The organism is Rhizobium sp. BR 362, assembly GCF_036528765.1.
In the GTDB taxonomy this organism is placed as follows: Bacteria; Pseudomonadota; Alphaproteobacteria; order Rhizobiales; family Rhizobiaceae; genus Rhizobium.
This window is the reverse complement of the sequence record NZ_JARWGH010000005.1, coordinates 308,785-324,332: the sequence shown is the minus strand read 5'-3', so window position 1 is coordinate 324,332 and position 15,548 is coordinate 308,785. Positions and strand designations below refer to the sequence as shown.

The window sequence follows — 15,548 nt, the reverse complement described above, 5'->3', positions numbered from 1 at the left end:
TAGTGCGTCCGGCCGCAAAGAGAAAGGTTCGGACTGACGATGTGATGGAGACATCAAATGAACCTTATGCGCACAGCCATGCTGCTTGCCTTCATGACCGCCCTGTTCATGGGCGTTGGCTATTTGATCGGCGGTCAAGCCGGCATGATGATTGCGCTTGTCGTCGCTGCGGGCATGAATTTCTTTTCCTATTGGAATTCCGATCGCATGGTGCTCTCCACCTATAATGCCCAGGAGGTGGACGAGCGCAGCGCGCCGGAATTCTACCGCATCATCCGCGACCTTGCGCGTAATGCTGGTCTGCCGATGCCGAAAGTCTATCTCTACGACAGCCCGCAACCGAACGCTTTTGCCACCGGCCGCAATCCTGAAAATGCCGCTGTCGCCGCTTCGACTGGCCTGCTCAATGCGCTGACACCGGAGGAAGTGGCCGGCGTCATGGCGCATGAGCTGGCGCATGTGCAGAACCGCGATACGCTGACGATGACGATCACGGCGACGCTCGCCGGCGCCATTTCCATGCTCGGCAATTTCGCCTTCTTCTTCGGCGGGCGTCGCGACAACAACAATCCGCTTGGCATGATCGGCGTGTTGGTGGCGATGATCGTCGCGCCGCTCGCTGCCATGTTGGTGCAAATGGCGATCAGCCGCACCCGCGAATATTCGGCCGATCGCCGCGGGGCGGAAATCTGCGGCAATCCTCTCTGGCTCGCCTCGGCGCTCGGTAAGATTGCCCGCGGAGCGGAGCATATCCCGAATGAAGAGGCTGAGAGCCATCCGGCGACGGCGCATATGTTCATCATCAATCCGCTTTCCGGTGCGCGTATGGACAACCTCTTCTCCACGCATCCGGACACGGAAAACCGCATCGCCGCGCTCCACGAAATGGCGCGCTACAGCAATGGCGGCGGCCCTGCCGCCGGCATGCCGTCCGGCTTTGGCTCGACGGGAGCGATCTTGACTGCTAATCCGGGGCGCAAATCGCGCTCCGTACCGAATACGGGTCGCGGTGGTTCACAACCGCCGAGGGGACCCTGGTCTTGAATTCCAACAATAAGAAGCCTTTCAACAAAGACAGAAGACCCTCCGGCAATCGCCCGCCGCATGATTCGGGTCCTGCCAAGCCGGGATTTGCGGCGCGCGCTGCTGCGACGAAGATTCTGGCGGCGGTTATCGACCGCAGGACACCGCTCGATGGCATGTTGGATGCCGAAGGCGGCAACCCCGCCTATAGGGCGCTCGGCGAGAGCGACCGGGCGCTGGTTCGTGCCATCCTGAACTCGGCGCTGCGACATTTGCCGCGCATCGAGGCGGCGATTGCCTCATTGCTGGATTCGCCGCTGCCGGAAGGCGCCCGCGCCCTGCATCATGTGCTTGTGGTCGGGGCCGCACAGATGCTTTATCTCGACGTGCCGGATCATTCCGCTGTTGATATCGCCGTAGAGCAGGCCAACCAGGATCCGCGCAATCGCCGCTTTGCCAAGCTGGTCAATGCGATTCTCAGGCGCATAGGACGGGAGAAGCAGGAGATTCTGACCCGGGTTGCCGACGTGCCGGCCATGCCGGCCTGGTTCCTGGCGCGTCTCGAAGCTGCCTATGGTGCCGAAGCGGCACTCAGGATTTCGGACACGCAATTGGAGCCAGCGGCGATCGACATCACGGTGAAATCCGATGCTGAAGGCTGGGCGAAGCGTTTGAACGGCGTCGTTTTGCCGACAGGTGGCGTGCGGCTTGCCGCCTTCGAAGGCTCGATTCCTTCGCTCGACGGATTTTCGGACGGCGAATGGTGGGTCCAGGATGCTGCCGCCAGCATTCCGGCAAAACTGTTCGGTTCGCTTGCCGGTCGCGCCGTGGTGGATCTCTGCGCGGCGCCGGGCGGCAAGACCGCGCAGCTCGTTCTTGCCGGCGGCAAGGTGACCGCGCTAGACCAATCCGCCAACCGCCTCAAGCGGCTTTCCGCCAATCTGGCACGGCTCGGGCTGGAGGCGGAAACCATCGTCGCCGACATGGCGAAGTTTGAGCCCGATGATCTCTACGATGCCGCTCTTCTCGATGCGCCCTGCTCGTCGACCGGTACGACGCGCCGTCATCCCGATGTCCTCTGGACCAAGGGTCCTGAGGACATCGCTAAGCTTGCCGCTCTGCAGGAGCGCCTGCTTCGTCATGCGCTGACGCTGGTCAAGCCTGGCGGGTTGGTGGTCTTCTCCAACTGTTCGCTCGATCCGGAAGAGGGCGAGGATCTCGTCGCACGCGTTCTGGCCGAGACGGACATGGCCGAGCGAGTGCCGATCAAGCCCGAGGATTGGCCCGGTCTCGAAGCCGCAATCTCGCCTCTCGGCGCTTTCCGCACCACACCCGACATGCTGCCGCTTTCCGGTGGCTTTGCTTCCGGACTGGACGGGTTCTTCGCCGTCGTCCTCCGCCGCTCGCGATAGGGCCGAGGCTAAAGCGCATCGCGATCGCCAGGATTCGCTCCTTGCGCTTTAACTTTTGATTTTGCGCATGTCGTTATCGCAAAATCGCTGCGCACTTTTGCGCGACATGCTTTGGAGCGCTTACGCTCGACCTGACCAAAAAGAGGGCATAGTGTCCTTATTTGGCATATTCCTAACCTCTTCTTAACCACAGAGATAGAGAGTAAGCATAAGCAAATATGCAGTTTTCCGGCAGGGTTCGGTGAGTTTACACATGCGGGAAGCATGGCGGCGAATGTCGCGCCGCGCGGCGTTGGCGCGATTGCGTCTCACCCGCCACACGATGCGTGTGCCGGAACGGTTGATCGTGGCTCCCACGGACCTGCGCAGCATCGATCCGTTTTTCGTCGAAGAGCTTTTGAACGGCCGCATCCTGTTGGCCGGCCGGGTGCTGGAAACGGAGGGGAAATCACCCTTTGGGCTGGAGTTGCCGTCGCAGGCCTTCGCCGCCCGCCTGCACAGTTTCCGCTGGCTGCGGCATTTGCGGGCGGAAAAAAGCGATCAGGCCTCGGCCTTGGCGCGGTCCATCCTCAACGATTGGATAGCCGTGCACGGTCGTCGGCTGCACGGCATAGCTTGGGGGCCTGATATCGCCGCCCAGCGGCTGATTGCCTGGCTGTCGCATTCGCCCGTGGTCCTGCAGGGCACGGACGGTGGTTTTTATCGCCGTTTCATGCGCATGCTGGTCTTCCATGTCCGCTATCTCCGCCGCGTGGCCGCAACGACGCGGGATGGCGAGACGCGGTTCCGGGTGCGGATCGCGCTCGCTATGTCCTCAGTTGCCATGCCGAACGGCGCCTCGACGCTGAAGCGCGCCGGTCAGGCGCTCGACCGCGAAATCGACCGGCAAATCCTCCCCGATGGCGGACATATCTCCCGCAATCCGCGCGTGGCGCTCGAGCTGCTGCTCGATTTGCTGCCGCTGCGCCAGACCTACGTCAATCTCGGCCATGACGCGCCGGCGCGGCTGATCCCTGGCATCGACCGCATGTATCCGGCCCTGCGCTTCTTCCGGCATCAGGATGGCGACTTGGCGCTGTTCAATGGCGCGACGTCGACGCTTGCCAATGAGCTGATGTCCGTGCTGCGTTATGACGAAACCGCCGGCCAGGTGTTCAAGGCACTGCCGCATACCAAATACCACCGGCTGGCCGCAGGACAGGCGGTGATCATCATCGATACCGGGGCGCCGGTTTCCGCGGATCTCAGCCGCACGGCGCATGCCGGCTGTCTGTCCTTCGAAATGTCTTCGGGCAAATCCCGCTTCATCGTCAATTCCGGCTCGCCGAATTTTGCAGGCGACCGTTACGTCCAGGCGGCGCGCGCCACCGCGGCGCACTCGACCGTGACGCTCGACGATACGTCGTCGAGCCTATTTTCCAAGTCCAAATCGCTTGGCCCCGTGATGGTCAGCGGCGTCAAGAAGGTGATCGTCGAGCGCGCCGAGACGGAAGATGGCCGTGATTATGTCCGGGCAGTGCATGACGGCTATCTCTCGACCTTTGGCTATGCCCATGAGCGCGAGCTGAGCCTGAACGCCAGCGGCACCATTCTTGCCGGCCGCGACCGCTTTTTCGTGCCCGAGGGCAAGAAATCGCTGCTGAAGAGCGACGGTCTCGCCTCTGCCCGCTTCCACGTTCATCCCTCCATCAGCCTGCTGCAGACCGAGACCGACGCGGCGCTGTTGATCGCGCCTGACGGCGAGACCTGGGTATTCTCCTCGCCGGGCAACGAGGTGCTGGTGGCCGAGGATATCTTTTTTGCCGACGCCTCCGGCATGCGCTCCTCCGACCAGCTCGAGATCGTTTTCCCGATTGCCGAAAAGCCGGAAATCCGCTGGTTTTTATCCCATCGGCCATAGGCTAAGTGGTCAAGCTGTGTTAACGGGGCGGGCATATTGTCCCGCGCCGTTTTGCCGGACATCTCCTCACGCGAGAATGGAGAAAGCCATGGCCGTCGTTTCCAAAAAAATCCCAGCCCCCGACAAAGTGAAGGTGAAGACCGCGCTTCTGTCCGTCTCGGACAAGACCGGTATCGTCGAACTTGCCCGGGCGCTCAGTGAAAAGGGCGTGCGGCTGCTGTCGACCGGCGGCACGCACAAGACCATTGCCGCGGCTGGCCTTGCCGTTACCGATGTGTCCGAAGTGACGGATTTTCCGGAGATCATGGACGGCCGCGTCAAGACACTGCACCCGAAGGTGCATGGCGGCCTGCTCGCCATTCGTGATGATGCTGAGCATCAAGCGGCGATGAAGGAGCACGGCATCGAGGGCATCGATCTCGTCGTCATCAATCTCTATCCCTTCGAGGACGTCCGCAAAGCCGGCGGCGATTATCCGACGACCGTCGAAAATATCGATATCGGCGGCCCCGCAATGATCCGCGCTTCGGCCAAGAACCATGCCTATGTCACGATCCTGACCGACCCGGCCGACTATCCGGAGCTTTTGGAGCAGCTTTCCGCCGATGCCGGTCAGACGGCCTATGCTTTCCGTCAGCGCATGGCTGCCAAGGCTTTTGCCCGCACGGCCGCCTACGACGCGATGATCTCCAATTGGTTCGCCGAGGCTCTGGACATCGCGACGCCGCGCCACCGCGTCATCGGCGGCGTGCTTCGCGAGGAAATGCGTTACGGCGAAAACCCGCATCAGAAGGCGGCCTTCTACATCACCGGCGAGAACCGCCCGGGCGTTTCCACCGCGACGCTGATCCAGGGCAAGCAGCTTTCCTACAACAACATCAACGATACCGACGCGGCTTATGAACTCGTTGCCGAATTCCTGCCGGAAAAGGGTCCGGCCTGCGCGATCATCAAGCATGCCAACCCCTGCGGCGTCGCCACCGGCCCGAGCCTCGTTGAGGCCTATAAGCGGGCTCTCGCCTGCGATTCCGTTTCGGCCTTCGGCGGCATCATTGCTTTGAACAGCTTGCTCGATGCGGAAACGGCCGAAGAGATCGTCAAGCTCTTCACCGAGGTCATCATCGCGCCTGAAGTCAGCGAGGAAGCCAAGGCGATCATCGCCCGCAAGCCGAACCTCCGCCTGCTTTCGGTTGGCGCCCTGCCCGATCCGCGGGCATCCGGCCTGACCGCCAAGACCGTCTCCGGCGGCCTGCTCGTCCAGAACCGCGACAATGCGCTGGTCGAAGATATGGAGCTGAAGGTCGTCACCAAGCGTGCGCCGACGGCGCAGGAGCTGGAAGACATGAAGTTTGCCTTCCGCGTCGCCAAGCATGTGAAATCGAATGCCGTCGTCTATGCCAAGGACGGCCAGACAGCGGGTATCGGCGCCGGTCAGATGAGCCGCGTCGATTCGGCCCGCATCGCCGCGATCAAGGCCGAAGAAGCGGCCAAGGCCATGGGGCTTGCCGAACCGCTGACGCGCGGCTCCGCCGTGGCATCCGAAGCCTTCCTGCCGTTTGCCGACGGCCTGCTGTCGGCGATTGCCGCAGGTGCGACGGCGGTCATTCAGCCAGGCGGTTCGATGCGTGACCAGGAAGTCATCGATGCTGCCGACGAGCACAATGTCGCGATGGTCTTCACGGGCGTGCGTCATTTCCGTCATTGAGCAATGCTACTCCACCCTCATCCTGAGCCCGTCGAAGGACGAGGGTGGCCCCAGAGTGGAGTACCCGCCCTCGTGGTTCGAGACGGCCCTTCAGGCCTCCTCACCATGAGGGCTAGTCATCTGTGGATATCCGCAATTAACGAAAGAGATATCCCTACTTCCCTTTGTCCGCCGGATAGGGCGTCGGCAGTAGGAGCAGCAGCCCGCCGGCGAGGAAGATGATCAGCGTTGCCATGCCAAGGCGGGCGGAGCCGCTCCAATAGGTCATCAGCGAGAAGAATAGCGTCGCCATGAAGCTGGTGGCGCGGCCGGAGAGCGCATAGATGCCGAAATAGCGGCCCGCCTCACTAAGGCTGACGCTGCGGGCAAGATAGGAGCGCGATGAGGCCTGCACAGGGCCGAAGGCGAGGCCGACCAGCAGGCCGTAGCCGATATAGGCTTTTTCCGCTGCGGTGCCGAAGAGGCCACCGGAATCGGCGGTCGAAAGCGGTACCAGGCCGAAGAGCGTAAAGCCCGGCCCGGTAGAGATGATACCGAGCGCAGCCAGCAACAGCATGGTCAGGCTGATGACGACCGTAATTTTCGAGCCCAGCCAGCGATCGACATAGCCGGCGACAAAGCAGCCGAAAATCGCGACGACGTTGAGGATAATGCCGTAAATGCCGATCTCGATCGTCGCCCAGCCGAACATTCCCGCGGCGAAGGTGCCGCCGAGGATCAGCAGGCCGTTGACGCCATCCTGGTAGACCATGCGGGCGATCAGGAAAAGGCTGATGCCCCGGCGGCGTTTCAGTTCGCCTAGTGTCATTCTGAGTTCATGCAGGCCGGAGCGAACCGCCGTCCCCAGCGGCAGGCCGCGGGCGGCATCCGGGGTGAAGAAAAACATCGGCAAAATGAAGAGAAAATACCAGACAGCGGAAATCGGTCCGGTGATGCGCGCATCTTCGCCGAGGTTGGCGTCGAGGCCGAAGAGCGGTGTCAGGCCAAGGATGGTCTTGCCGGTTTGCGGATTGCCGGCCAAAAGCGCCACGACGGCGATGAGCACGATCATGCCACCAAGATAGCCGAGCCCCCAGGCGGCATTCGACAACCTGCCGATATCTTCCTTGCTGACGAGCCGCGGCATCATCGAATCGTTGAAGACGATGGAAAACTCCGCCGAGATCGAAGCGAGGATCATGAAGATGACAGGATAGATCACCGGCGAGCCGGGTGCGGCTCCCCAAAGGCAGAAGAGGCTTACGATCTTGATGACGGCGAAGAAGGCGATCCAGGGTTTGCGCGCGCCGGACTGATCGGCGATCGAGCCGAGCACGGGGGACAACACGGCAATGATCACCGAGGAGATCGTCGCCATATTGCTCCACGTCGTCTGCGCGGCCACTGGATCTTCCGTCAATCGCGCGACGAAATAGGGACCGAAGATGAAGGTGGTGACGACGGTGAAGAACGGCTGTGCCGCCCAGTCGAAGAACATCCACCCCCAGATGCCCCGCGCCGACACTTTTGCCGGCGCGTCGTCCCCTATTTCTGTGGCCACCAAATTCCTGCCCCTGATTCCTTGGCGCGTCTAAAGCGGTTCGGCGTTTGACCGAACCGCTTTACCGCTCTGTCCCTCTGCTCTTACGCAATTCCGGGCGGAAAACCGCTTCGCGCTTTTCCTGGAATTGCGCTATCGAGCCGGGCGGACTGTCTCATCTCGCCCGGTCATGCGCAAGGTCGGTCAGGAGGCCGGCGGCGACGGTGATCCGGGCAAGGTTCGGATCGCCGCTTTCGCTAAGGCCCGCAAGCTCTTCGGCAATGCGGTTGATGCGGATGCGGTCTTCGGCATGCCATGCAAGGATCGGCTGTTTGTCCTTGGGATGATTGCTGAGCGCCGAGATGACGATATCGCGGCGGGCGCCGGCGATTTGGTCGAGGCTGCGGGCCAGCGCCAGGCTTTCATAGTGATCGCCGGTGATGATCCGGCTGCCGGCGAGCAGCAGGCGGCCGACTCGGAAGGTCTGCGACACGGTGAAATAGCTTTCTGCGGCGCGGTTGAGCGTATCGCCCGTGCGCTCGGCGATCTGCATGATCTCCGGCACGAGAACGAGCGCGTAGATCATGGCGATCTCGGAAGCGAGCTTTTCCGGAAGGCCGGCGGCCTGATAATCCGCCTGCCGGGTCGCGATCTCGGCCGCGAAATCCGCCGGGATCTCGGTGACGAAGACTGGTCGCAGCCTCTTGAGTGCGGCCTGAAGCCGGCTAACGGTTTCCTCGATATTGCCTTTGGCCGCTCCGGTTTTCAGCAGCAGTCGGGTCAGCACCGTGTAGACTTCGGTGATTTCGCCATAGACACGGTTCTGCGTCTGGCCGGAAACTTTACCATCCAGCGCATCGGTCTCGTTCCACAGCCTGTCGAGATCGAAACCGTCGCGGGCGAGCACGGCAGCCTTGACCACCTCGGCCGCAGACGCGGCCGTTGCGTCCATCATGCTGACGGCAAAGCCCGGCCCGCCTCGATTGATTGCCTCGTTTGCCAGAGCCGTCGCTATGATTTCGCGACGCAGGCGATGGCCGGCAATATCGGTGCCATGCGAGCGCTGCATCTTTGCCGGGAAATAACGGCTGAGCGTCGCGGCAAAATAGGGGTCGTCCGGCAGGTCGCTTGCCGCCAAGGCATCGAAGAGGACGATCTTGGCGTAGGAGAGCAGGACGCCGATCTCGGCGCGGCTGAGCGGCCGGCCATTGGCGTAGCGCTCGGCAAAGGTCTGGTCGTCCGGCAGCGTCTCGACCTTGCGGTTGAGCTGTTTCGCCGCCTCCAGCACATTCATGAACCGGCTGAGCTCGAGACCGTTGCCGGTGCCTTTGCGTTCCGTCAGTGAGATCGCCAGCGACTGCAGATAGTTGTTGCGCAGCACCAGCGCCGCCACTTCATCGGTCATCGAAGCTAGCAGCGTGTCGCGCTTGGCGCGCGTCAGACGGCCCTCGAACATGGCGGAGGCCAGCGCGATCTTGATATTGACCTCGACGTCGGAGGTGTTGACGCCGGCGGAGTTGTCGATGGCGTCGGAATTGCAGCGCCCGCCCTTGAGGCCATAGGCGATGCGGCCCTTCTGGGTGACGCCGAGATTGGCGCCCTCGCCGATCACCCTGGCGCGAACCTCTTCTGCGGTGATGCGGATCGGATCGTTGGCGCGATCTCCGACTTCCGAATCGGTTTCCGCCGGCGCCTTCACATAGGTGCCGATGCCGCCGAACCACAGCAGGTCCACTGGGCTCCTCAGAATCGCCGTCATGATCTCGAAGGGTGTTGCCACCGTCTTGTCGATGCCGATAGCGGCAGCGGCCTCATGCGTTAGCGTCACCGACTTTGCCGAACGCGAGATGATCATCGCGCCGTTGGAGAGAACGCTCTTGTCGAAATCCTGCCAGCTCGAGCGGGCGAGATTGAAGAGCCGTTGCCGTTCGGCAAGCGTCCTTGCCATGTCCGGATCGGGATCGATGAAGATGTCGCGGTGATCAAAGGCGGCGAGCAGGCGGATTTTCGGCGACAGCAGCATGCCATTGCCAAAGACGTCGCCGGACATGTCGCCGACGCCGGCGACGGTGAAGGGTGTCGTCTGGATATCGATATCCATTTCGCGGAAATGCCGCTTGACGGTCTCCCAGGCGCCGCGGGCCGTGATGCCCATTTTCTTATGGTCGTAGCCGGCCGAGCCGCCCGAGGCGAAGGCGTCGTCGAGCCAGAAGCCGGCTTCCTGCGCCAGGGCATTGGCGGTGTCGGAGAAAGTAGCCGTGCCCTTGTCGGCAGCGACGACGAAATAGGGGTCGTCTCCATCCTGCCGCACGGTGTCCGGCGGCGGGATGATGTCGGTGCCGGAGATATTGTCTGTTATCGACAGCAGGGTGCGGATATAGGTCTTGTATGCCTCGCGGCCGGCATTGAAGATCTCGTCGCGGCTGCCGCCGACCGGAAGTTTCTTCGGATAAAAGCCGCCCTTGGCGCCGACAGGCACGATGACCGCGTTCTTGACCTGCTGCGCCTTCACCAAGCCCAGAACCTCGGTGCGGTAATCTTCGGCGCGATCAGACCAGCGAAGGCCGCCGCGGGCGACCTTGCCGAAGCGCAGGTGCACGCCTTCCACCTCGACGCCATAGACGAAGATCTCGCGGAAAGGCCGCGGCTCCGGCAGGCCGTCCAGAAGCTTCGGATCGAGCTTGAAGGCCAGCATGGCCTTCGGCGTGCCGTCCGGATTTCTCTGGAAATAGTTGGTGCGCAGCGTCGCGTCGACGGCGTTGACGTAGCGGCGGAGAATGCGGTCATCGTCGAGGCTTGGAACGTCGGCGAGTTCGGTTTCGATCGCCGCATGCAATTCGCTGAGTTTCTTCGTGCGGTTCTTCTCGCTGAGCTTCGGGTCGAGCGTGTCGTGGAAGAGGCGGAAGATCGAGCCTGCAATGCGCGGATATTTGTCGAGCGTCGCGGCAATGTAGTCCTGTGAATAGGCGATACCGGCCTGACGGAGATAACGGGCATAGGCGCGCAGGACATTGGTTTCGCGGGCGGAAAGGCCGGCTGAGACGATCAGCCGGTTGAAGCCGTCATTGTCGATTGTGCCGCCGAAGGCAGCGAGGAAGGCTTCTTCCAGCGCCGCACCGTGCCGAGCGAGATCGATCGTCACGCCGCCGCGGGCTTCGAGCTCCATATCATGGAGAACGACATGGCCATTCGCGCCGTCCTTGGCGGTGACGTATATGTCGAAGGTCCGCTCGCTGAGGACGTTGAAGCCGAGATTTTCGAGCAGCGGCACGCGCCGCGACAGCGCCAGATTGCCTTCGCCGTGAAAGATTTTCAAGGACAGGATATCCCCCGATTCGTCCTTGCGGACATAAAAGGCGATGCGGATCTGTCCAGCGCCGACCGTGGCGGTGATATCGGGCAAATCGGCAACGGCATCCTCCGGCGAAAAGGCCTCCTGGAATGCCTGGCTGACGGAGATATGCGGCGCCTTGGGCCCGGCCAGCATTTCGAAGCGATCGTCCCAGCGGGCTGTGATGGCGCGGATCGCCGCTTCCAGCCTGGCCTGCGGAATGTGTGGGGTTTTGCCGCCGCTGCGCCCGAGGATGAAATGCACGCGCGCCACGCCGCCCTCCGGGAAGGCCGGATAGTAGGCGGAGACACGGCCGTCATAGACGGTCTTCAGATAATTGCCGATCTTCTCGCGGACGACGGAATCATATTCTTCGCGCGGAACGTAGACGATGACCGAGACGAAGCGGTCGAAATGGTCGATGCGTGGCAGCACACGGACGCGCGGCCGGTCGGCAAGGTCGTTGATCTGCTCGGCAAAGCTTGCAAGCAGCGTCGTGTCGATCTGGAAGAGATCGTCACGCGGATAGGATTCCAGCGTATTGTCCAGCATGCGCCCGGAATGACTGGCCGGGTCGAAGCCGAAATGGTCCTTGACCTTTTGCACCTTGGAACGCAGCAGCGGCACCTCGGCGGCGGCGCTGGTATAGGCGGTGGAGGTATAGAGGCCGACGATGCGCAGTTCGCCAGTGACCTTGCCGTCAGCATCGAAACGCTTAACGCCGACATAGTCCATATAGGCCCGACGGTGAACGACCGACTTCACATTAGCCTTGGTGACGATCAGAAAATCCGGCCCGTCGAGAAAGGCGAGGATTTCCGGCGTGGTGGTGACGGCGTCTTTTCCCTGACGCAGGACGAGGACATCGGGATTGGAGAGGATGCCGAGGCCAGCGCCACGGTCGCGCTCCACCTTGGCGTCGGCGCCCTTGCCGGAATAGACATATTCGCGCATGCCAAGGAAGGTGAAATTGCCGTCACGAAGCCAGGCGAGGAAGGCCAGCGCCTCATCACGATCCGTCTTGCGGCGGCCAATGGCCTCATAGGTGGAAAGCTCCGCTATCACCGTATCGAGCCGCGTCAGCATCGGCTTCCAGTCGGAAACGGTCAGATGGGTCTGGTCGAGCACGGTCTGCACGCGCTTGATCAGCTCCGCCGCCTGCGTCGCAGTCAGGGGCGACAGATGCAGTTGAATATGGCTGACGCGATCGGCGGGATCGCTCGGATGATCGGCGGAATAGAGCGTCGGCTGCTTGCCGTCTTCGATGACGAGAATCGGATGCACCGCCATGTAAAGGTCGCGGTAGCTGCTCGTCACCTCGCCCATGGCCGATTCGTAGAGGAACGGCATGTTATGGTCCGTTATCGACAGGATCGAGACGGGGGTGCCTTCGGGGTCGATATTGGCGACCTGTTCGACGGTGACACGGGGAGAGGTGCCGCTCCAGGCCGCCAGTTCGCCCGCCGCATGCACGGCGGCAAGGGCGAGCATTTCCGGGCTGTAGCGCTCCAAATCATCGTTGCTCGCCCGGCCGAACAGGATTTCCGGATCGAGATGCGCCTCGCCGGTCGCGGCGGCGATCTTACGCGCCGCTTCGATCTGTTTTTCCCGTTTCGGATTGGTCCTGGATGCCATGAAATTCCTCCCCTATTCAGAATTTTGGTGACCTTATCAGAAGGTTTATCGAAAAAACTGGCAAAATGAATGCGGATTTCATCGCTTTTCGACCGATTTGGTCTCAAATTTTGAAGAATCTTGCTGCTTTGCGTGATCCCCCTGCAAACCGCGTGAAAATCGCCGCAGAATTGGGATATTGCGTAGTCAACAAAGGTTTTCATGACTCTGTGAAGTGTGATTGACGGAGTAACGATAAAAGGCTCATCAACCGCGCCATCGAGGCCGGAAGTTCGGAACTGGAAGCAAGCATCATGTCGGACACTGCGGCGGGCGCCGTTATCGTCATCTCCAGCCATGTCGTCAGAGGCTCCGTCGGGAATCGCGCCGCCGTCTTCGCACTGGAAACCCTCGGTCACCCCGTTTGGGCGCTGCCGACCATCGTTTTGCCCTGGCACCCCGGCCATGGCCGATCGACGCGGCTGACCTTCGCCGAGGCGGATTTCGACCATGCGATCGACGACCTCATCGCCGCGCCCTGGCTGGCGGAGGTGAAGGCGGTGCTGTCGGGTTATTTCGGCAATGCCGCACAGGCACGCTCCGTCGCGCGGCTGGTCACGGCACTGCGGGAAAAGAACCCCGATCTCTTCTATGCCTGCGATCCCGTCATCGGCGATTCCGGGGGGCTCTATGTGCCCGAAGCAACCGCCGAAGCGATCCGCGATCATCTCATCCCGCTCGCATCGCTGGCAACGCCGAACCGCCACGAGCTTGCCTGGCTCGCCGGCGCGCCGCTGGAGGACAATAACGCCGTCATGGACGCTGCCTTGGCGCTGGGGCCGCCCCGCATGCTCGTAACGTCGGCCGTACCGATGATGACCGGCGGCACCGGCAATCTCTATCTCAGCGGCCGCAACGCGCTGTTTGCCGAACATCGCAGCATCGACAATGCGCCGAACGGACTTGGCGACCTGCTCTCGGCCGTGTTCCTGTCGCGGCTGCTGTCAGGGATGGACGAAGAGCGAGCTTTGCAATTGACCACGGCCAGCGTCTACGAGGTGCTGGCGCGGGCGGTCAAGCGCGGCAGCGACGAATTGACGCTTGCCGCCGATGCTTCCAGCCTGTCGACGCCGATGGCAATGGTGCAGATGCGACGCCTGCTGCATCCAGCGCAGCGACGGAAGAAATAGCGGATCGGCAATGTCGAGAGGTTTTTGCAGCGCAATAGTTGCCATCGGTCGCGGTGCGCGGTAATTCAATATCATGCTGAGCTTTCCTCCCTCCCTTCTGAACGGCTATCGCAACTTCATGAGCGGGCGTTATGTCGATGAGCGCGAGCGCTATCGCAGCCTGGCGGAGGAAGGGCAGAAGCCTTCAACCCTGGTGATTGCCTGTTCCGACAGCCGTTCGGCCCCGGAGACCATTTTCGATGCCGGTCCTGGAGAGCTTTTCGTCATCCGCAACGTCGCCAATATGGTCCCGCCGCACGAGCCGGACGGCCATTTTCACTCGACGTCGGCGGCTCTGGAATTCGCAGTGCAGTCCCTGAAGGTCTCGGATATCGTCGTTATGGGGCATGGCCGCTGTGGTGGCATCCGGGCGGCGTTGGACCCCAACGCCGAGCCGCTGTCGCCGGGCAATTTCATCGGCCGCTGGATGAGCCTCGTAAGGCCAGCCGCCGAGCAGATCCAGAGCAATGACGTCATGACGCCGGCCGAGCGGCAGACGGCGCTGGAGCGCATCTCCATCCGCAATTCGCTCGACAATCTGCGCAGCTTTCCCGATATCAAGGCGCTGGAAGAGGAAGGGAAATTGAGCCTGCACGGTGCGTGGTTCGATATCTCGACCGGCGAGCTGTGGCTGATGGACCCGGAGACGCGCGATTTTATCCGGCCGGAAATCTGAGAGTACAATAGAGACAAACGAAAAAGGCGCTCCGGACCATCTGGCCGAGCGCCTTTTTCGTTGATTTGTCGCCGTGATTATTGGCCGTCGATCTGCTTGCCGATATAGGCGATTGCCTGCTGGTAGACGGCTGCATCGTTCCAGCCGCCGATCGCCGCGAAATTCGGCTCGCCGGGCTGATAGCCAAGACCTGGCTGCCAGCCATGGCCCTTCAGGAAGTTTGCCGTCGAGGCCAGCGCGTCGGCACGGGAGCCGACCAGATCGACCTTGCCGTCGCCATCGCCGTCGACACCGAAATTGACGACGTTCTTCGGCATGAATTGGGTCTGGCCGATTTCGCCATGGGCTGCGCCACGGGCGGTGGGGCTCAGATAGCCTTCGCCGACGAGCTTGAGGGCAGCATAGAGCTGATCGGTGAAATAATCGGAGCGGCGGCAATCATAGGCGAGCGTCGACACGGCGGAGAGCGTATGCTGGTCGCCCATGAAGCCGCCGAAACCGGTTTCCATTCCCCAAATGGCAATGATCGGGCCGGCTGGCACGCCATAGCGCTTCTCGATCTTCGAGAACAGCGCGGCATTGGCCTGCTTCATGCTTCTGCCGCGGGTAATGATTGCCTGGCCGCCGCGCTTCCTCATGAAGTCTTCGAACGAGAGCTTGAAGCTCTTTTGGCCGCGATCAGCGCGGATGGTCGGTTGATTGTAGTGCACATTGGCAAAGGCTCGGTCGAGAACAGAGGCGCTGACGCCTTGGGCCTGCGCTTCCTGCTTGAATTCCTGCACCCAATTCTCAAAACCAGCCGAAGAGTTGCCGCAAGCTGCCGCATTGGCCGCAAACGGCGTCACCAACAGCAACCCGCCTGCCACGAGAGCTGCCATTCCAGACTTTGTCATGCGCATTCAGAGTCCCCGAATTCTTACCGCGCAAGGCGCGGTAACGGTTTTTGATGGCGCATATGCCTTCGATTTTCCAGGCCTATGCGCGGTCTTACTGTGACCGGACCATGCCAGTATCCGGCAATTCTGTCATTATCACGGTTTCGCGATCAATATTTTCGCTTCACGTGAAACATGTACCTAACGCATCTTGTAAAAGCCCCGTCTTTCGATCCGAAATGACGAGGCTTTTCTTTGAATCCT

At 61.6% G+C, this 15,548-nt stretch carries 9 protein-coding genes; 6 read left to right on the top strand and 3 right to left on the bottom strand.

The window, feature by feature from the left end:
- Window positions 1-57: 57 nt before the first annotated feature.
- The 4 genes from htpX to purH all read left to right on the top strand — a co-directional run bounded on the left by htpX (window position 58) and on the right by purH (window position 6,040).
- Window positions 58-1,044 (top strand): zinc metalloprotease HtpX, encoded by a 987-nt coding sequence (gene htpX / locus QDY28_RS10105; RefSeq protein ID WP_331381542.1) that lies wholly within the window; start codon window positions 58-60, stop codon window positions 1,042-1,044.
- On the top strand, window positions 1,035-2,435 hold the full coding sequence (locus QDY28_RS10100) for an RsmB/NOP family class I SAM-dependent RNA methyltransferase (protein WP_331381620.1): 1,401 nt from the start codon (window positions 1,035-1,037) through the stop codon (window positions 2,433-2,435). Before htpX ends, QDY28_RS10100 begins: the two co-directional genes overlap by 10 nt.
- 253 nt (window positions 2,436-2,688) lie before the next feature.
- Entirely contained in the window at window positions 2,689-4,335 is a 1,647-nt protein-coding gene (locus QDY28_RS10095) for a heparinase II/III family protein (protein WP_331381541.1), read from the top strand.
- 88 nt (window positions 4,336-4,423) lie between these two features.
- Complete coding sequence (gene purH / locus QDY28_RS10090) at window positions 4,424-6,040, top strand: bifunctional phosphoribosylaminoimidazolecarboxamide formyltransferase/IMP cyclohydrolase (RefSeq protein WP_331381540.1); 1,617 nt, start codon at window positions 4,424-4,426, stop codon at window positions 6,038-6,040.
- A 154-nt stretch (window positions 6,041-6,194) separates the two neighbouring features.
- Here the strand turns inward: purH and QDY28_RS10085 are convergent, their stop codons facing one another.
- Window positions 6,195-7,583 carry an MFS transporter gene (locus QDY28_RS10085; protein WP_331381539.1) on the bottom strand — a complete coding sequence of 463 codons (1,389 nt, stop codon included), beginning with the start codon at window positions 7,581-7,583 and terminating at the stop codon, window positions 6,195-6,197.
- Window positions 7,584-7,734: 151 nt separating this feature from the next.
- Entirely contained in the window at window positions 7,735-12,525 is a 4,791-nt protein-coding gene (locus QDY28_RS10080) for an NAD-glutamate dehydrogenase (RefSeq protein WP_331381538.1), read from the bottom strand.
- 293 nt (window positions 12,526-12,818) lie between these two features.
- Between QDY28_RS10080 and pdxY the strand changes: the two genes are divergently transcribed.
- Both pdxY and QDY28_RS10070 read left to right on the top strand, forming a co-directional pair.
- Window positions 12,819-13,694, top strand: a complete 876-nt coding sequence (gene pdxY, locus QDY28_RS10075) for a pyridoxal kinase PdxY (protein ID WP_331381537.1) — start codon at window positions 12,819-12,821, stop codon at window positions 13,692-13,694.
- 73 nt (window positions 13,695-13,767) lie between these two features.
- A complete protein-coding gene (locus tag QDY28_RS10070) occupies window positions 13,768-14,409 on the top strand; it encodes a carbonic anhydrase (protein ID WP_331381536.1) in 642 nt (213 codons plus the stop codon).
- Between the two features lie 77 nt (window positions 14,410-14,486).
- Here QDY28_RS10070 and QDY28_RS10065 read toward each other — a convergent pair whose 3' ends face one another.
- Window positions 14,487-15,308: a lytic murein transglycosylase gene (locus QDY28_RS10065; protein WP_331381535.1), complete on the bottom strand. Its 822-nt coding sequence runs from the start codon at window positions 15,306-15,308 to the stop codon at window positions 14,487-14,489.
- Window positions 15,309-15,548 lie beyond the last annotated feature (240 nt).